This window comes from Pseudomonas sp. URIL14HWK12:I6 (assembly GCF_000514195.1).
Lineage (GTDB): Bacteria > Pseudomonadota > Gammaproteobacteria > Pseudomonadales > Pseudomonadaceae > Aquipseudomonas > Aquipseudomonas putida_A.
The window spans coordinates 318,879-336,701 of sequence record NZ_AZVL01000002.1; the positions used below are offsets into that span (position 1 = coordinate 318,879).

Here is a 17,823-nt window from a genome sequence, read left to right on the forward strand (position 1 = left end):
ATGGCCCGTCATCGTGAGCCCTGAGGAAAACAAGATGAAATACCGCCTGGGCGACGCCCGCGTCGACACCCATCCACAGAGCTGGGTCGCGCCCAATGCCGTGCTGGTGGGCAAGGTCAGACTGGAGGAGGGCGCCAACGTCTGGTTCAACGCCGTATTGCGCGGCGACAACGAACTGATCCTGATCGGCAAGAACAGCAACGTCCAGGACGGCACGGTGATGCATACCGACATGGGCTATCCGCTGACCATCGGCACCGGCGTGACCATCGGTCACAACGCCATGCTGCATGGCTGCACCGTCGGCGACTACAGCCTGATCGGCATCAACGCGGTGATCCTCAACGGGGCGAAAATCGGCAAGAACTGCATCATCGGCGCCAATTCGCTGATCGGCGAAGGCAAGGAGATCCCCGATGGCTCGCTGGTCATGGGCTCGCCGGGCAAGGTCGTGCGTGAGCTGACCGAGCCGCAGAAGAAGATGCTCGAAGCCAGCGCCGCGCACTATGTGCATAACTCGCAGCGCTATGCGCGTGATCTGGTCGAGCAGGAAGAATGAGTACTCCCGAAAGACCGGTTGCCTCGCCGTGTGTGAATATCTGCGCACTGGATGACGACGATATTTGTACCGGTTGCCAGCGTACGGTCGCTGAGATCACCCGCTGGGGGCGGATGACCAATGACGAGCGGCGGGTGGTGCTGGGGTTGTGTCATGAGCGGGCGAAGGCGAGCGGGTTGGTGTGGATGGTTCCCGGAAAATCAGGCGCCTGACAGCCCGCCTTCGCGAGCAAGCCCGCTCCCACATTTGAAATGCATTCCCCTGTGGGAGCGGGCTTGCTCGCGAAGAGGCCAGAACAGTCGCCACTTCTTATTGGCCCGACTCCAAGCCTGAAGTAACCTGTGCGCCAATTTCCCAAGTCGCCGCCATGATTTTCCTCATCGCCTACATCAGCAGCGTCGTGCTTATCAACTTCGCTTTTTCCACCGCGCCACACCTGGACATCATCTGGTCGGCTTGGGGCGGGTTGGTGTTCGTGTTGCGCGACATGGTGCAAACCCGTTTCGGCCACGGTGCGCTCGTGGCGATGCTGGCGGCGCTGGTACTGTCTTACGTCACTTCTGATCCATCCATCGCCTTGGCCAGCGCCACGGCGTTCGCGGTGTCGGAAATCATCGACTGGCTGGTGTTCAGCGTCACCAAACGGCCGTTGCGCGACCGCCTGTGGATCAGCTCGGCGCTGAGCATTCCGCTCGATACCTTCATCTTTTTCGGCATGATCGACCTGATGACGCCACCGGTGATCATCACCGCACTGGTCTCGAAGTTTGCCGGCGTCACTGCCGTTTGGCTGATCATGGCCTGGCGCGAGCGCAAACAGGCTGTCGCCAGCTGAGCCAAACCCTGCGGTTCATGTAAAATGCCGCGCTTTCTCCCCATGGAAAGCGCGTCTGGCGTTGCTTTCCTCGATGATCCGCTTCTTTGAGGACCTGAGATGACCCGTATCGGAACTCCATTGTCGCCGACCGCGACCCGCGTATTGCTGTGTGGCTGTGGTGAGTTGGGCAAGGAAGTGGTGATCGAGCTGCAACGCCTGGGCGTTGAAGTGATTGCCGTCGACCGTTACGCCAACGCGCCGGCCATGCAGGTGGCGCACCGCAGCCACGTGATCAACATGCTCGACGGCGCCGCGCTGCGTGCAGTCATCGAAGCCGAGAAACCGCACTTCATCGTGCCGGAAATCGAAGCCATCGCCACCGCCACGCTGGTCGAGCTGGAAGCCGAAGGCTTCACCGTGATCCCGACCGCCCGCGCCGCGCAACTGACCATGAACCGCGAAGGCATCCGCCGTCTGGCCGCTGAAGAGCTGGACCTGCCAACCTCGCCGTACCACTTTGCCGACACCTTCGAGGACTACAGCAAAGCCGTTCAGGACCTGGGCTTCCCGTGCGTGGTCAAGCCAGTCATGAGCTCGTCGGGCAAAGGCCAGAGCCTGCTGCGCAGCGCCGATGATGTGCAGAAAGCCTGGGATTACGCGCAAGAGGGCGGTCGCGCCGGCAAAGGTCGGGTGATCATCGAAGGCTTCATCGATTTCGACTACGAAATCACCCTGCTGACCGTGCGCCACATCGGCGGCACCACGTTCTGCGCACCGGTCGGTCACCGTCAGGAGAAGGGCGACTATCAGGAATCCTGGCAGCCGCAAGCCATGAGCCCGATTGCTCTGGCTGAGTCCGAGCGCGTGGCCAAAGCCGTGACCGAGGCCTTGGGCGGTCGCGGGCTGTTCGGCGTCGAGCTGTTCATCAAGGGTGATCAGGTGTGGTTCAGCGAAGTCTCGCCGCGCCCGCATGACACCGGTCTGGTGACCCTGATTTCCCAGGATCTGTCGCAGTTCGCCCTGCACGCCCGCGCCATTCTCGGTCTGCCGGTGCCGCTGATCCGTCAGTTCGGCCCATCCGCTTCGGCGGTGATTCTGGTGGAAGGGCAGTCGACCCAGACCGCGTTCGCCAACCTGGGCGCAGCGCTGAGCGAGCCGGATACGGCGTTGCGTCTGTTCGGCAAGCCTGAAGTCAATGGTCAGCGCCGGATGGGCGTGGCGTTGGCGCGGGATGAGTCGATTGAGGCAGCGCGTGCCAAGGCGACCCGGGCTGCTCAGGCTGTTGTTGTAGAGCTGTAAACCCAGGCGCGGCATTCGCGAGCAAGCTCGCTCCCACAGGTTTTTTGGTTGTGCACAAAATTTGTGATCAACCGAAAACCCTGTGGGAGCGGGCTTGCCCGCGATAGCGATCTATCAGGCAACCTGATTCAAATCGTTGCCACGCGTTTCCTTCAGGCACAGCACAGCAATCAGGCTGAGCACCGCTGCCGCCGACACATACCCGCCGACATAACTCAAACCACCCATTGCCACCAGTTTCTGCGCGAAGAACGGAGCCGCCGAGGCGCCGACGATCCCGCCGAGGTTGTAAGCGGCCGATGCGCCGGTATAGCGCACGTGGGTCGGAAACAGTTCCGGCAGCAGCGCGCCCATCGGGGCAAACGTCACGCCCATCAGGAACAGCTCGATGCACAGGAACAGCGCCACGCCCCAGGTCGAGCCCTGCGTCAGCAATGGCTCCATCAGGAATCCGGACAGAATCGCCAGCACACCACCGACGATCAGCACCGGTTTGCGCCCGTAACGGTCACTCGCCCAGGCGGACAACGGTGTTGCGGCGGCCATGAACAGCACGGCAAAACACAGCAGTCCAAGGAACGTCTCACGGCTGTAGCCGAGGGTGGACACGCCGTAGCTCAGGGAAAACACCGTCGAGATATAAAACAGCGCATAGCACACCACCATCGCCGCAGCGCCGAGCAGGGTTGGAGCCCAGTACTGGGTGAAAAGCTCGACCAGCGGCACCTTCACTCGCTCCTGACGGGCGATGGCGTTGGCGAATACCGGGGTTTCGTGGAGTTTCAAGCGCACATACAGGCCGACCATCACCAGTGCCGCGCTGAGCAGAAACGGAATCCGCCAGCCCCAACTGCGAAACTGCTCGTCATCGAGGGTCATGGCCAGGGTCAGAAACAGGCCGTTGGCTGCAAGAAAGCCGATCGACGGGCCAAGCTGCGGAAACATGCCGAACCACGCCCGTTTGCCCTTGGGCGCATTCTCCGTGGCCAGCAACGCCGCGCCACCCCATTCGCCACCCAATCCCAAACCCTGACCGAAACGCAGCACACACAACAGAATCGGTGCCCAGGCGCCAATGCTGGCGTAACCCGGCAGCACGCCGATCAGCGTGGTGCACACGCCCATCAGCAAGAGCGAGGCGACCAGTGTCGACTTGCGCCCGATGCGGTCACCGAAATGGCCGAACAGCGCCGAACCCAGCGGGCGGGCGAGGAAGGCGATGCCGAAGGTGAGAAACGCCGAAAGCATCTGCGCGGTGCCGGACGTCTGCGGAAAGAACACCGGCCCGATAACCAGCGCGGCGGCCGTGGCGTAAACGTAGAAGTCGTAGAACTCGATGGCGGTGCCGATGAAACTCGCTGTCGCCACGCGGGTGGCGGAGTTGGTCGGCTGGGCAGGCGCGGTGGCGCTGTAAGCGGTACTGGTCGTCATGCGGTGATCCCTGACAGTCATGAGCTCCGTTGGAGCGAATTATTATGGTTGAACACCCAGGGATGTGGGATGAGACGCGAGCGCTGTTTCGAGTAGGAACAGTCGTCGGGGTAGTGCGGAAAATTACCGAAACCGTTGGCGTGCGGGGTAAGCACAGGGCTCGGCGGCGCTTGGGTAAGCGGCTCGATTATAGGAAGGGGGCTAACGAATGAACAAGAGCAAAGATCGCAGCTGTCGGGCTTACTGTGGCGAGGGAGCTTGCTCCCGCTCGGGCGCGCAGCGGCCGCCAAGAGGGTGGGGTCGCTACGCAACCCAGCGGGAGCAAGCTCCCTCGCCACAACAGCGCTTAGATCTTGGCGGGCACCAAGCTTGTATGCCAGATCAGCACCTTGCTCACCCGGTTGTCCTCGGTCTCGAGAATCTCCAGCCGATAGCGCCCGATCTTCAGACACACCGCGCTGTCCGGAATGGTCTCCAGCGCTTCGGTCACCAGACCATTGAGGGTTTTTGGCCCGTCGCTCGGCAAATGCCAGCCGAGGCATTTGTTCAACTCGCGGATCGACGCGGTACCATCGATCACCATGCGCCCGTCGGGCTGCGGATGGATGTGCGGGTTGTCGAGGCTGTGCTCGCTTTCGAATTCGCCGACGATTTCTTCGAGAATGTCTTCCAGAGTGACGATGCCCAGCACTTCGCCGTACTCGTCCACCACCATGCCCAAGCGGCGTTGCTGCTTGTGGAAGTTCAGCAATTGCAGTTGCAGCGGGGTGCTTTCCGGAACGAAGTACGGCTCGTAGCTGGCGGCCAGCAGCGCTTCGCGGGTCAGCTGGCCATCGTTGAGCAGATGGCGGATCTGCCGGGTGTTGAGCACCGCTTCGACCTGATTGATGTCGCTATGGAACACCGGCAGGCGCGTGCGTTTGTTCTGGCGCAGTTGTTCGATGATCTCCTCGATCGAATCGTCGAGGTTGATGCCGTCGACGTCGCTGCGGGGCACCAGAATGTCATTGACCGTGATGTTGTCCAGCGCGTGAATCCCTGACACCGGGTGGGTGCGAGACGGGTGTTCCGGGTCTTCGTTCGGGTCGGCAGGTTCTTCGTCTTCGCTTTGCTGCACCACTTGGGGTTTGCGCGCGAAGGGACGCAGCAGCAAACCGCTGATGCGGCTCAGCAGCCACGCCAGCGGGTAAAGAATCTTCAGCGGAACCGCCAGCAGGGTATTACCGAACGACAGCACCGCATCCGGGTAGCGCTGGGCCACGGTGCGCGGAAAGTAATCGGCAAACACCAGCAATACGGCGCCGGCGCCGAGGCAGGCGGCCCACGGGCCGTTTTCTTCGCAAAGGAAGATTGCCAGCAGCGTGGCAATGATTACCGCAAGGGCGCGGCACAGGGTGTTGCACAGGATCAGACTGTCGAGCGGAAAGCTCAGCTTCGCCAGCGGCTTATCGCTGGCGCGCGAGGCGGTGCGTTGCGCGAGCAAGTGCTGCTGCGCGATTTCGACGGCGGTAAACAGCCCCGACCATAAAATCAGCAGGACAAATACCGCGAGCATCGGCCCTATGGGCAAACCGTCCATTTATGCCGCCCGTCAGATGTGCAGGATGTATTCACGAACCAGTTTGCTGCCGAAATACGCCAACATCAGCAGGCAGAAACCGGCGAGGGTCCAGCGAATTGCCTTGTGGCCGCGCCAGCCAAGGCGATTACGGCCCCACAGCAGCACGCTGAACACGATCCAGGCCAGGCACGCCAGCAAGGTCTTGTGTACCAGATGCTGGGCGAACAGGTTCTCGACGAACAGCCAGCCGGAGATCAGCGACAGCGACAGCAGCGTCCAGCCGGCCCAGAGGAAACCGAACAACAGGCTTTCCATGGTTTGCAGCGGCGGGAAGTTCTTGATCAGGCCCGACGGGTGCTTGTGCTTGAGCTGGTGATCCTGCACCAGCAGCAGCAAGGCCTGGAACACCGCGATGGTGAACATGCCGTAGGCGAGGATCGACAGCAGGATGTGGGCGAGGATGCCCGGTTCTTCGTCGATGATCTGTACCGTGCCGGCCGGGGCGAACTGCGCCAGCAGCACTGTCGCCGCGCCGAGCGGGAACAGCAGCACCAGCAGGTTTTCCACCGGGATCCGCGAGCAGGCCAGCAGTGTCAGGGCGATGACGGCCGCGGCGATCAGGCTGGCGGCGCTGAAGAAGTCCAGGCCCAGGCCGATCGGCGTCAGCAGGTGAGTGAGCAGGCTGGCGCTGTGGGCGAGCACGGCGAGGATGCCGAGCGTAACCAGCAGGCGCTTGTTCGCCTTGGCGCCGGAGGCCAGGCGGGTGCCCTGATAAAGGGTCGCAGCGGCATAAAGAAGCGCGGCGGCGATGGTAGTCAGCAAACTGGGTGACAAGGGGAGCATAAATCCTGTTAGGCAGGCCCGAAAGGCGCTGAGTTTGGCATAGAACCGCCACACCACGAAAGTGCGAGGTGTCCGCCCGACGCAGTCTTCGCTATAATCCGCGACCTGCCCACGCCGCAGGCTCGCCGAGCACATGTTGAATCCGGTCTGGGCCGCCATTATCCCGGTCTACACAGGGCCTGAAAGGATCGCGCAATGTTTGAAAACTTAACCGACCGTCTCTCGCAGACGCTGCGCCATGTCACCGGCAAGGCCAAGCTGACTGAAGACAATATCAAAGACACCCTGCGCGAAGTGCGCATGGCGTTGCTCGAAGCCGACGTCGCCCTGCCGGTGGTCAAGGACTTCGTCAATTCGGTCAAGGAGCGCGCTGTCGGCACCGAGGTGTCGCGCAGCCTGACGCCGGGCCAGGCCTTCGTGAAGATTGTCCAGGCCGAACTCGAAAGCCTGATGGGCGCGGCCAACGAAGACTTGAACCTGAGCGCCGTGCCGCCCGCCGTCATTCTGATGGCCGGTCTGCAGGGTGCCGGTAAAACCACCACCGCCGGCAAACTCGCGCGCTTCCTTAAAGAACGCAAGAAGAAGTCGGTGATGGTCGTGTCGGCGGACATCTACCGTCCGGCTGCGATCAAACAGCTGGAAACCCTGGCCAACGACATCGGCGTGACGTTCTTCCCGTCCGATCTGAGCCAGAAGCCGGTCGACATCGCCAACGCGGCTATTAAAGAAGCAAAACTGAAATTCATCGACGTGGTCATCGTCGACACCGCCGGTCGTTTGCACATCGACGAAGAGATGATGGGCGAGATCAAGGCGCTGCACGCCGCGATCAACCCGGTCGAAACCCTGTTCGTGGTTGATGCCATGACCGGTCAGGACGCGGCCAACACGGCCAAGGCCTTCGGTGATGCGCTGCCGCTGACCGGTGTGATCCTGACCAAGGTCGACGGCGATGCCCGTGGCGGTGCCGCGCTGTCGGTGCGCGCAATCACCGGCAAGCCGATCAAGTTCATCGGTATGGGCGAGAAGAGCGAAGCGCTCGATCCGTTCCACCCTGAGCGTATCGCTTCGCGGATCCTCGGCATGGGCGACGTGCTCAGCCTGATCGAACAGGCTGAAGCGACCCTCGACAAGGACAAGGCCGACAAACTGGCCAAGAAGCTGAAGAAGGGCAAGGGCTTCGACCTCGAAGACTTCCGCGATCAGCTGCAACAGATGAAGAACATGGGCGGCCTCGGCGGCCTCATGGACAAGCTGCCGAGCATCGGCGGCGTCAACCTGTCGCAAATGGGCAATGCCCAGAACGCGGCAGAGAAGCAGTTCAAGCAGATGGAAGCCATCATCAACTCCATGACCCCGGCCGAGCGCCGCGACCCTGAGTTGATCAGCGGTTCGCGCAAACGCCGGATCGCCATGGGTTCCGGCACCCAGGTGCAGGACATCGGTCGCTTGATCAAGCAGCACAAGCAGATGCAGAAGATGATGAAGAAATTCACCGCCAAAGGCGGAATGGCGAAAATGATGCGCGGCATGGGCGGTATGTTGCCCGGCGGCGGCATGCCGAAAATGTGATTCAGGACACCATGACTTCGCCGGTCGTCGCACCGGCGCAGACCCTGCAAGGACGCAGGATCAACAGCAAACCCGCACTCGGCGGGAGCTGACTGGCCGTTTTCATCGACGGCTCTATATGCAAATCCGCACGGCATGCCATAGGCGCCGGAAAAAGTCATTTGCAAAAGTCCGGATATTCCTTAGAATATGCGGCCTTTCGGGCACCCATGCCCGCTGTGCATTTAGATTTGCAGCACCGACTACAGGAACGATGTTCACATGCTAACAATCCGTCTTGCCCTTGGCGGCTCCAAAAAGCGCCCGTTTTACCACCTGACCGTAACCGACTCGCGTAACCCGCGTGACGGCTCCCACAAAGAACAGGTTGGCTTCTTCAACCCTGTTGCCCGTGGTCAGGAAATCCGTCTGTCCGTGAACCAAGAGCGCGTAGCCTACTGGCTGAGCGTTGGTGCACAGCCATCTGAGCGTGTTGCTCAGTTGCTGAAGGAATCTGCCAAGGCTGCAGCCTGAGCAGTATGAGCGCGACGCCAGAAAAAGCTGATGACCTGATCGTTGTCGGCAAGATTTTTTCGGTTCACGGCGTTCGCGGCGAGGTGAAGGTCTTTTCCTTTACCGATCCGATTGAAAACCTGTTGGACTACCGCAACTGGACGCTTCGGCGCGAAGGCGTGGTGAAACAGGTCGAGCTGGTCAGCGGCCGATCCACTCAAAAGGATCTGGTTGCCAAGCTCAAAGGCCTCGACGATCGCGATGAAGCCCGTCTTCTGAGCGGTTATGAGATTTGCATCTCGCGAAGCCTTTTGCCCAACCTGACAGGCGACGAGTACTACTGGTACCAGTTGCAGGGTCTGAGCGTCATCAACCAGGACGAGCAATTGTTCGGCAAGGTTGATCACCTGTTGGAGACCGGCGCGAACGATGTATTGGTGGTCAAGCCCTGCGCGGGCAGCCTGGATGATCGCGAGCGGTTGTTGCCCTACACAGAGCAATGCGTGCTGGCAATCGACCTGGATGCAGGCGTGATGCGGGTGGAATGGGACGCGGACTTCTAAGCAATGGCCAGCCTGCGCGTAGACGTCATTACGCTGTTCCCCGAGATGTTCTCGGCCATCAGTGAGTACGGCATTACCAGTCGTGCGGTCAAACAGGGGCTCTTGCAGCTGACCTGTTGGAATCCGCGGGATTACACGACGGATCGGCATCACACTGTGGACGATCGCCCGTTTGGCGGTGGTCCGGGCATGGTGATGAAGATCAAGCCCCTGGAAGATGCTCTGGTTCAGGCCAAGGCAGCAGCCGGGGAGGCGGCGAAGGTGATTTACCTGTCCCCCCAAGGCCGTCAACTGACTCAGTCGGCGGTACGCGAGTTGGCAAAATCGGATGCATTGATCCTGATTGCCGGCCGCTATGAAGGCATTGACGAGCGCTTTATTGAGGCTCATGTCGATGAAGAGTGGTCGATTGGTGACTATGTACTGTCTGGCGGCGAGCTGCCGGCCATGGTCATGATCGATGCGGTTACACGACTGCTGCCCGGAGCTTTAGGGCATGCGGATTCCGCTGAGGAAGATTCCTTTACGGATGGTCTGCTGGATTGCCCGCACTACACCCGACCTGAGGTGTATGCGGATCAGCGTGTTCCCGACGTGTTGCTAAGTGGCAATCACGCGCATATCCGGCGTTGGCGTTTACAGCAGTCCCTTGGTAGGACCTATGAACGACGCGCCGATCTTCTGGAAAGCCGCTCGCTTTCTGGAGAAGAGAAGAAGCTGCTCGAGGAATACATCCGCGAGCGGGACGATAGTTAACAACGTATCGATGGTAGATCAGTTGATTTACCTTAGGAGCACAGCATGACCAACAAAATCATCCTTGCACTCGAAGCAGAGCAGATGACCAAAGAAATCCCTACCTTTGCCCCAGGCGACACCATTGTCGTTCAGGTGAAAGTGAAGGAAGGCGATCGTTCCCGTCTGCAAGCGTTCGAAGGCGTTGTCATCGCCAAGCGTAACCGCGGCGTGAACAGTGCGTTCACCGTTCGTAAAATCTCCAACGGTGTTGGCGTAGAACGTACTTTCCAGACCTACTCCCCGCAGATCGACAGCATGGCTGTTAAACGTCGCGGTGACGTACGTAAAGCCAAGCTGTACTACCTGCGCGACCTGTCGGGTAAAGCAGCTCGCATCAAGGAAAAACTGGCTTAAGTCCAGCTTCCGATGCAGAAAAAAGCAGCCTACGGGCTGCTTTTTTGTTGCCTGCAATAAACTGCCCCCACTGTAGGAGCTGCCGAAGGCTGCGATCTTTTGATCTTGCTTGTGTTTCGGGAGCCAGAAATCAGAGCCATTCTTCATGACCACCCGCGACCAGGAAATCCAGCGCCGTACCGAACTCTCGGTAACCCGCGTGACCAAAGCCGTCTTCCCGCCGACCACCAACCACCACAACACCCTGTTCGGCGGCACCGCGCTGGCATGGATGGACGAAGTGTCGTTCATCACCGCCACCCGCTTCTGCCGCCTGCCGCTGGTGACTGTTTCAACCGACCGCATCGACTTCAACCACGCGATCCCGGCCGGCTCCATCGTCGAACTGGTCGGTAAAGTGATCAAGGTCGGCAATACCAGCCTCAAGGTCGAGGTGGAAGTGTTTGTCGAGAGCATGAGTTGCGATGGCCGCGAGAAGGCGATTCATGGGCAGTTCAGCTTTGTCGCTATTGATGATGACAAGCGGCCGGTGCCGGTGCTGCCTGGGTTTGCAGCCTGATCTGAAACCGAGTCGCGCCATTCGCGAGCAGGCTCGCTCTCACAGGTTTTGTGTCGTTTACAACGTTTAAGTACGACACGGACACTGTGGGAGCGGGCTTGCTCGCGAATGCGTCAGCTCAGGCGCCGCTGGCCTCCGGCTGAATCAACGCCAGCAACGTCCACCCGGATCCCGGTTTCAAAGCAGTCTCCGGCGTCACCACATGCACCCAGCCACTGTCATCGCGCATGAACAGCAGGGTCGCCCGATTGCCATGCAATGCCTGGTAATCCTCCCAACCGAAACCGTCCGTCAGCGTCGTGCTGTAGACCTCGGCGCCGTTGCTGATCAGGCTGGCCAGCTTGGCGTAGGTCAGCGCCTCGCTCCCCAGCTGATTGCCGCGATGTTCCAGGCTTGCCCGATGCTTGTCACTGCGACGACTTTCCTGACCACTGGCCAGACCAAACAGGCGTTGATGACCAAAGTCGTGTCGAAAACGCATCGCCGCCAGGGTGTTCAGTTCGCCCGACGGCGATAGCGCCAGCAGATGCCCCAGCCCCACCAGATCAAGATGCGCATCGGCATGCTGTGAAGCCGGGTTGCCAAAGTACGTCGGCAAACCCTCCATGCGCGCCGCACGAATGTTTTCCCAACTCGAATCGGTCAGTAGCACCCGGCTGCCCAGCTGCTGCAGCGACTTGCCCAGCAGGCGCGCCGGGCCGTTGGCGCCGACGATCAGGAAGCCGCTCGGCGCCGGTTCAGCGACGTTCAGCAAGCGTGCCAGTGGCCGAGCGGTTGCACTTTGCAGCACCACGGTGCCGATGATCACCGCGAAAGTCAGCGGCACCAGCAGCAGCGCACCTTCGTGCCCGGCTTGATCCAGACGAATCGCGAAAATCGCCGACACCGCCGCCGCCACGATCCCGCGCGGGGCGATCCAGCACAGCAGGGCGCGTTCACGCCAGCTCAGGCTAGAGCCGGCAGTGCTCAACAGCACGTTCAGCGGGCGCGCGATCAGTTGAATCACCAGCAGCAGAATCAGCACCAGCGGCCCGAGGCCGATCAGGGCATGCAGGTCCAGCCGCGCCGCCAGCAGAATGAACAACCCGGAAATCAGCAGCACGCTGAGGTTTTCCTTGAAGTGCAGGATGTGCCGCACATCCACGCCCTTCATGTTCGCCAGCCACATGCCCATCAGCGTCACCGCCAGCAGGCCGGACTCGTGCATCACCTGATTGGATGCAATGAAGATCCCCAACACCGCCGCCAGCGAGGCGAGGTTATGCAGGTACTCGGGCAACCACTGGCGCCGGATGATGGTGCCCAGCACCCAGCCGCCGACCACCCCGAATACGCTGCCGCAGACAATCACCCCGCCGAAGGTCAACAGGCTCTGTTCGAGGCCGTTGCCCTCGGAGCGGGCGATGATGAAGCTGTAGACCACCACCGCGAGCAGGGCGCCGATCGGGTCGATGACGATGCCTTCCCAGCGCAGGATGTTGGCGATCGAGGCTTTCGGCCGCACCACCCGCAGCATCGGCACGATCACCGTCGGGCCGGTCACCAGCGTCAGGCTGCCGAACAGGATCGCCAGCAGCCAGTCGAAGCCGAGCAAGAAGTGCGTCGCGACGGCGATGACCACCCAGGTGACGAGCGCACCGAGAGTCACCAGCCGATGCACGACACTGCCGATCTCGCGCCATTCCGACAGGTGCAGGGTCAGACTGCCCTCAAACAGGATCAACGCTACCGCCAGCGACACCAGCGGCATCAGCAGCGGGCCGAACATTTCCTGCGGGTCGAGCCAGCCCAGCACCGGCCCGGCGAGAATCCCGGTCAGCAACAGAAACAGAATCGCCGGCAGCTTCAGGCGCCATGCCAGCCACTGGCAACCCAGCGCAGCGGCGCCGATCCCGCCAAATGCCAAGAGAATTTGCTGCTCGTTCATTGATGCTCCCTGTTCCTTGAATTAGCGGGCTATGAAAGACTAGCGGCCATTCCTACAGTTCACTCTACATTTGCGCACAGCCTCGGAGGTTGTGTGTCTTGAGCGCCCATGCCTGCCATCGACCATCCGCTGATTGACCAATTCCTCGACGCCCTGTGGCTGGAAAAAGGCCTGTCCGACAACACCCGCGGCGCTTACCGCAGCGATCTGGCGCTGTTCAATGGCTGGCTGCAGGAGAAAAACCTCGAGCTGATCAATGCCGGTCGCGAGTTGATCCTCGATCACCTGTCCTGGCGTCTGGAGCAGAACTACAAACCGCGTTCCACCGCCAGATTTCTTTCCGGTGTGCGTGGCTTTTATCGCTATCTGCTGCGGGAAAAGCTGATTACGGTCGATCCGACCTTGCGCGTCGACATGCCGCAACTCGGTCGGCCTTTGCCCAAGTCGCTGTCGGAAGCCGACGTCGAGGCGCTGCTCAAGGCGCCGGATCTGAGCGAAGCCATCGGCCAGCGTGACCGCGCCATGCTTGAGGTGTTGTATGCCTGTGGTCTGCGGGTGACCGAACTGGTCAGTCTGACGCTGGAGCAGGTCAACCTGCGTCAGGGCGTGTTGCGGGTGATGGGCAAGGGCAGCAAGGAGCGGCTGGTGCCGATGGGCGAAGAGGCGATTGTCTGGGTCGAGCGCTATATGCGTGATGGCCGTAGCGAGCTGCTCGGCGGGCGCCCCAGCGATGTGCTGTTCCCCAGCCAGCGCGGCGAGCAGATGACCCGCCAGACCTTCTGGCACCGGATCAAGCATTGGGCCAAGGTCGCCGGGATCGGCAAATCGCTGTCGCCGCACACCTTGCGTCACGCCTTCGCCACGCACCTGCTCAACCACGGCGCCGACCTGCGGGTGGTGCAGATGCTGCTGGGGCACAGTGACCTTTCCACTACGCAAATCTACACCCACGTCGCCCGCGCGCGGTTGCAGGATCTGCACGCCAAACACCACCCAAGAGGCTGATGCAACCTTCAATGTTGGAGTCATTACCTGTGGTGAGGGGATTCATCCCCGATGGGCTGCACAGCAGCCCCAAAAACTTTGGGTTTAATAAAAACACCAAAGTATCCATTTACGACCGCAGCGCCTGCATCGGGGATAAATCCCCTCACCACAATAATGTGTGCCAGTCAGCCTTGAGTGTCTTGTGTCAGGCGCATTCGGCCATGCGAGCCTTATGTGGTAGGCTTTGCCGGTTTGCACGATGGACGGTTATGACCCGGTGTTCCGGCACGGGCGTTCTGACCGTTTCATTTGTCCGCCTTCAGGAGTTCTCATGCGTCTGACCCAGATTTTCGCCGCCGCAGCCATTGCGTTGGTCAGCACCTTTGCCGTCGCCGATGACGCGGCCGACAAAGCCATTCGTCAAAGCCTGGAAAAACTCGAACTCGAGGTTCCGGTAGAAAGCATCAGCGCCAGCCCGTTGCCGGGCATGTATGAAGTCAAGCTCAAGGGCAGCCGCGTGCTGTACGCCAGCGCCGACGGCCAGTACATCGTTCAGGGCTACCTGTTCCAGCTCAAGGACGGCAAACCGGTCAACCTGACCGAGAAGACCGAACGCCTGGGCATCTCCAAACTGATCAATGCCATTCCAGTGGCCGAAACCGTGGTGTATCCGGCGGTGGGCGAAACCAAATCGCACATCACCGTGTTCACCGACACCACCTGCCCGTACTGCCACAAGCTGCACGCCGAAGTGCCTGAGCTGAACAAGCGCGGCATCGAAGTGCGTTACGTGGCGTTCCCGCGTCAGGGCCTCGGCTCGCCGGGTGACGAGCAACTGCAAGCCGTGTGGTGCTCGACCGACAAGAAAGCCGCCATGGACAAAATGGTCGATGGCAAGGAAATCAAGGCCGCCAAGTGCGCGAACCCGGTTTCCAAACAGTTCGCTTTGGGTCAGTCGATTGGCGTGAACGGCACACCGGCCATCGTTTTGGCTGACGGACAAGTCATTCCGGGCTACCAGCCGGCGCCACAAGTCGCCAAACTGGCGCTGGGCGCCAAGTAATTCGCATCGTCACGGTCAGCCTTTGACGATCATGGTCCGGCGGTAACTTCGCCGGGCCATTAATAGAGAGCCGCGAACACGCGGTTGTTTTCCGGCCGACCTTGCGTCGGCCGTTTCATGGGGAGTTCACAGTGAATCCGGTCAAAGTAGGCATCTGTGGGTTAGGGACCGTCGGTGGCGGTACCTTCAACGTACTTCAGCGCAACGCCGAGGAAATTGCTCGTCGTGCCGGGCGTGGGATCGAAGTGGCACAAATTGCCATGCGCACGCCAAAGCCTCAGTTCCAGACGACCGGTATTGCGATTACCAACGATGTCTTCGAAGTGGCCACGAACCCTGAGATCGACATCGTCATAGAGCTGATGGGCGGCTACACCGTTGCCCGCGAGCTGGTACTCAAGGCCATCGAGAATGGCAAGCATGTGGTCACCGCGAACAAGGCACTGATTGCCGTTCACGGTAATGAAATTTTCGCCAAGGCACGCGAGAAAGGCGTGATCGTGGCGTTCGAAGCGGCCGTGGCCGGTGGCATTCCGGTGATCAAGGCGATCCGTGAAGGCCTGTCCGCCAACCGCATCAACTGGGTCGCCGGGATCATCAACGGCACCGGTAACTTCATCCTCACCGAAATGCGCGAGAAGGGTCGCACCTTCGAAGACGTGCTGGCCGAAGCGCAAGCGCTGGGCTACGCCGAAGCCGATCCGACCTTCGACGTCGAAGGCATCGACGCGGCGCACAAACTGACGATTCTGGCGTCGATCGCGTTCGGCATTCCGCTGCAATTCGACAAGGCTTACACCGAAGGCATCACCAAGCTGACCACCGCTGACGTGAACTACGCCGAAGCGCTGGGCTACCGCATCAAGCACCTCGGTGTGGCGCGCAGCACCGCTGCCGGCATCGAGCTGCGCGTACACCCGACGCTGATCCCGGCGGATCGTCTGATCGCCAACGTCAACGGCGTGATGAACGCCGTGATGGTCAACGGTGACGCTGCCGGTTCGACGCTGTTCTACGGCGCCGGTGCCGGCATGGAGCCGACCGCTTCGTCGGTGATCGCCGACCTGGTGGACGTGGTTCGCGCCATGACGTCCGATCCGGAAAACCGCGTGCCGCACCTGGCCTTCCAGCCGGACTCGCTGTCGGCGCATCCGATCCTGCCGATCGAAGCCTGCGAAAGCGCTTACTACCTGCGCATCCAGGCCAAGGACCATCCGGGCGTACTGGCTCAGGTGGCGAGCATCCTCTCGGAGCGTGGCATCAACATCGAGTCGATCATGCAGAAGGAAGTCGAGGAACACGACGGTCTGGTACCGATGATCCTGCTGACCCACCGCGTGGTCGAGCAGCGTATCAACGATGCGATCGCTGCCCTCGAAGCCCTGGCCGGCGTGAATGGTCCGGTTGTACGGATCCGCGTCGAGCACCTGAACTAAGTCGTTGTCCTGCAATGGCCCCGTGAAAGGGGCCACTGTTGTGCACACTCTCCATTGGAGTCAGTCATGCGTTACATCAGTACCCGCGGCCAGGCACCGGCCCTGAATTTCGAAGACGTCCTGCTGGCCGGTCTGGCCACCGACGGCGGTCTGTACGTCCCGGAAAACCTGCCACGTTTCACCCAGGAAGAAATCGCTTCCTGGGCCGGCCTGCCGTACCACGAGCTGGCTTTCCGCGTGATGCGCCCGTTTGTCACCGGCAGCATCCCGGACGCCGATTTCAAAAAGATCCTCGAAGAAACCTACGGTGTGTTCTCGCACAGCGCCGTTGCGCCGCTGCGTCAGCTCAACGGCAACGAATGGGTGCTCGAGCTGTTCCACGGCCCGACTCTGGCGTTCAAGGACTTCGCCCTGCAACTGCTCGGTCGTCTGCTCGATTACGTGCTGGAAAAGCGCGGCGAGCGCGTGGTCATCGTCGGTGCTACCTCGGGTGACACCGGTTCGGCCGCCATCGAAGGCTGCAAGCACTGCGAAAACGTCGACATCTTCATCCTGCACCCGCACAACCGTGTGTCCGAAGTGCAGCGTCGGCAGATGACGACGATTGTCGGCGAGAACATCCACAACATCGCCATCGAAGGCAACTTCGATGACTGCCAGGAAATGGTCAAGAACAGCTTCGCTGACCAGAGCTTCCTCAAGGGCACGCGTCTGGTGGCGGTGAACTCGATCAACTGGGCGCGGATCATGGCCCAGATCGTCTACTACTTCCACGCAGCCCTGCAGCTGGGCGGCCCGGCGCGTTCGGTGGCGTTCTCGGTGCCGACCGGCAACTTCGGCGACATCTTCGCCGGTTACCTGGCGCGCAACATGGGCTTGCCGATCAACCAGTTGATCGTCGCCACCAACCGCAACGACATCCTGCACCGCTTCATGAGCGGCAACCAGTACGTCAAGGAAACCCTGCACGCCACGCTGTCGCCGTCGATGGACATCATGGTTTCGTCGAACTTCGAACGCCTGCTGTTCGACCTGCACGGTCGCAACGGCGCGGCGATTGCCGGGCTGATGGATTCGTTCAAGCAGGGCGGTGGTTTCAGCGTCGAGCAAGAGCGCTGGACCGAAGCCCGCAAGCTGTTCGACTCGCTGGCCGTGGATGACGCGCAAACCTGCGAAACCATCGCCGAAGTCTACGCGCAGTGCGGCGAAGTGCTGGACCCGCACACCGCCATCGGCGTCAAGGCCGCGCGCGAATGCCGCCGCAGCCTGGACATCCCGATGGTGATCCTGGGCACCGCACATCCGGTGAAATTCCCGGATGCCGTGGAGAAAGCGGGTGTAGGAAAAGCTCTCGAACTGCCTGCACATCTTTCTGATTTGTTTGAGCGAAACGAGCGCTGCACCGTTCTGCCAAACGAGCTGAAAGCCGTACAGGCCTTTGTCAGCCAGCACGGCAACCGCGGCAAGCCGCTGTAAGCCGAAAAAGCTGTCACATTTTGAAGCCCGTCTCCTGACGGGCTTTTTTGTTTCTGCTGCCACACTGCTCGGGTTTTCGCCCATGA

Annotated in this window: 18 protein-coding genes; 14 read left to right on the forward strand and 4 right to left on the reverse strand. The window is 60.8% G+C overall.

Going from position 1 to position 17,823, the window contains the following annotated elements:
* The first annotated feature begins 34 nt into the window (after positions 1–34).
* From H043_RS0105105 to purT, 4 genes are all read left to right on the forward strand, one after another.
* Entirely contained in the window at positions 35–559 is a 525-nt protein-coding gene (locus tag H043_RS0105105) for a gamma carbonic anhydrase family protein (RefSeq protein WP_025112181.1), read from the forward strand.
* The gene (locus H043_RS29605) at positions 556–771 is read left to right on the forward strand and encodes a DUF1289 domain-containing protein (protein ID WP_081730186.1); all 216 of its coding nucleotides are present in this window, start codon (positions 556–558) and stop codon (positions 769–771) included. Before H043_RS0105105 ends, H043_RS29605 begins: the two co-directional genes overlap by 4 nt.
* Positions 772–926: 155 nt before the next feature.
* Positions 927–1,394 (forward strand): VUT family protein, encoded by a 468-nt coding sequence (locus H043_RS0105110; RefSeq protein ID WP_007967799.1) that lies wholly within the window; start codon positions 927–929, stop codon positions 1,392–1,394.
* 99 nt (positions 1,395–1,493) lie between these two features.
* Entirely contained in the window at positions 1,494–2,675 is a 1,182-nt protein-coding gene (gene purT, locus H043_RS0105115; RefSeq protein WP_003221968.1) for a formate-dependent phosphoribosylglycinamide formyltransferase, read from the forward strand.
* Between the two features lie 114 nt (positions 2,676–2,789).
* Here purT and H043_RS0105120 read toward each other — a convergent pair whose 3' ends face one another.
* The 3 genes from H043_RS0105120 to H043_RS0105130 all read right to left on the reverse strand — a co-directional run bounded on the left by H043_RS0105120 (position 2,790) and on the right by H043_RS0105130 (position 6,510).
* Positions 2,790–4,106, reverse strand: coding sequence for an MFS transporter (locus tag H043_RS0105120; RefSeq protein WP_027610967.1), 1,317 nt, complete (start codon positions 4,104–4,106; stop codon positions 2,790–2,792).
* Positions 4,107–4,452: 346 nt separating this feature from the next.
* Complete coding sequence (locus H043_RS0105125; protein WP_027610968.1) at positions 4,453–5,685, reverse strand: HlyC/CorC family transporter; 1,233 nt, start codon at positions 5,683–5,685, stop codon at positions 4,453–4,455.
* A gap of 12 nt (positions 5,686–5,697) precedes the next feature.
* A complete protein-coding gene (locus H043_RS0105130) occupies positions 5,698–6,510 on the reverse strand; it encodes an inner membrane protein YpjD (RefSeq protein ID WP_027610969.1) in 813 nt (270 codons plus the stop codon).
* Between the two features lie 195 nt (positions 6,511–6,705).
* On the opposite strand from H043_RS0105130, the gene ffh reads away from it, so the two are divergent.
* The 6 genes from ffh (at position 6,706) to H043_RS0105165 (ending at position 10,848) form a co-directional block, all read left to right on the forward strand.
* On the forward strand, positions 6,706–8,082 hold the full coding sequence (ffh, locus tag H043_RS0105135) for a signal recognition particle protein (protein WP_007967791.1): 1,377 nt from the start codon (positions 6,706–6,708) through the stop codon (positions 8,080–8,082).
* Between the two features lie 261 nt (positions 8,083–8,343).
* On the forward strand, positions 8,344–8,595 hold the full coding sequence (gene rpsP / locus H043_RS0105145; protein WP_003185073.1) for a 30S ribosomal protein S16: 252 nt from the start codon (positions 8,344–8,346) through the stop codon (positions 8,593–8,595).
* Between the two features lie 5 nt (positions 8,596–8,600).
* Positions 8,601–9,137, forward strand: coding sequence for a ribosome maturation factor RimM (gene rimM, locus H043_RS0105150; RefSeq protein WP_003221979.1), 537 nt, complete (start codon positions 8,601–8,603; stop codon positions 9,135–9,137).
* A 3-nt stretch (positions 9,138–9,140) separates the two neighbouring features.
* Positions 9,141–9,893, forward strand: coding sequence for a tRNA (guanosine(37)-N1)-methyltransferase TrmD (trmD, locus tag H043_RS0105155; RefSeq protein ID WP_003221981.1), 753 nt, complete (start codon positions 9,141–9,143; stop codon positions 9,891–9,893).
* A gap of 45 nt (positions 9,894–9,938) precedes the next feature.
* On the forward strand, positions 9,939–10,289 hold the full coding sequence (gene rplS / locus H043_RS0105160; RefSeq protein ID WP_003175895.1) for a 50S ribosomal protein L19: 351 nt from the start codon (positions 9,939–9,941) through the stop codon (positions 10,287–10,289).
* 145 nt (positions 10,290–10,434) lie between these two features.
* Entirely contained in the window at positions 10,435–10,848 is a 414-nt protein-coding gene (locus H043_RS0105165; protein ID WP_007908981.1) for an acyl-CoA thioesterase, read from the forward strand.
* A 118-nt stretch (positions 10,849–10,966) separates the two neighbouring features.
* Here H043_RS0105165 and H043_RS0105170 read toward each other — a convergent pair whose 3' ends face one another.
* Positions 10,967–12,775, reverse strand: coding sequence for a sodium:proton antiporter (locus tag H043_RS0105170; protein ID WP_027610970.1), 1,809 nt, complete (start codon positions 12,773–12,775; stop codon positions 10,967–10,969).
* Positions 12,776–12,883: 108 nt separating this feature from the next.
* Between H043_RS0105170 and xerD the strand changes: the two genes are divergently transcribed.
* The 4 genes from xerD to thrC all read left to right on the forward strand — a co-directional run bounded on the left by xerD (position 12,884) and on the right by thrC (position 17,737).
* The gene (gene xerD, locus H043_RS0105175) at positions 12,884–13,780 is read left to right on the forward strand and encodes a site-specific tyrosine recombinase XerD (protein ID WP_007967784.1); all 897 of its coding nucleotides are present in this window, start codon (positions 12,884–12,886) and stop codon (positions 13,778–13,780) included.
* A gap of 313 nt (positions 13,781–14,093) precedes the next feature.
* A complete protein-coding gene (gene dsbC / locus H043_RS0105180) occupies positions 14,094–14,825 on the forward strand; it encodes a bifunctional protein-disulfide isomerase/oxidoreductase DsbC (RefSeq protein ID WP_007967782.1) in 732 nt (243 codons plus the stop codon).
* A gap of 131 nt (positions 14,826–14,956) precedes the next feature.
* Positions 14,957–16,261, forward strand: a complete 1,305-nt coding sequence (locus H043_RS0105185; protein ID WP_007908972.1) for a homoserine dehydrogenase — start codon at positions 14,957–14,959, stop codon at positions 16,259–16,261.
* 66 nt (positions 16,262–16,327) lie between these two features.
* Positions 16,328–17,737 carry a threonine synthase gene (gene thrC, locus H043_RS0105190; protein ID WP_027610971.1) on the forward strand — a complete coding sequence of 470 codons (1,410 nt, stop codon included), beginning with the start codon at positions 16,328–16,330 and terminating at the stop codon, positions 17,735–17,737.
* Positions 17,738–17,823: the final 86 nt, after the last annotated feature.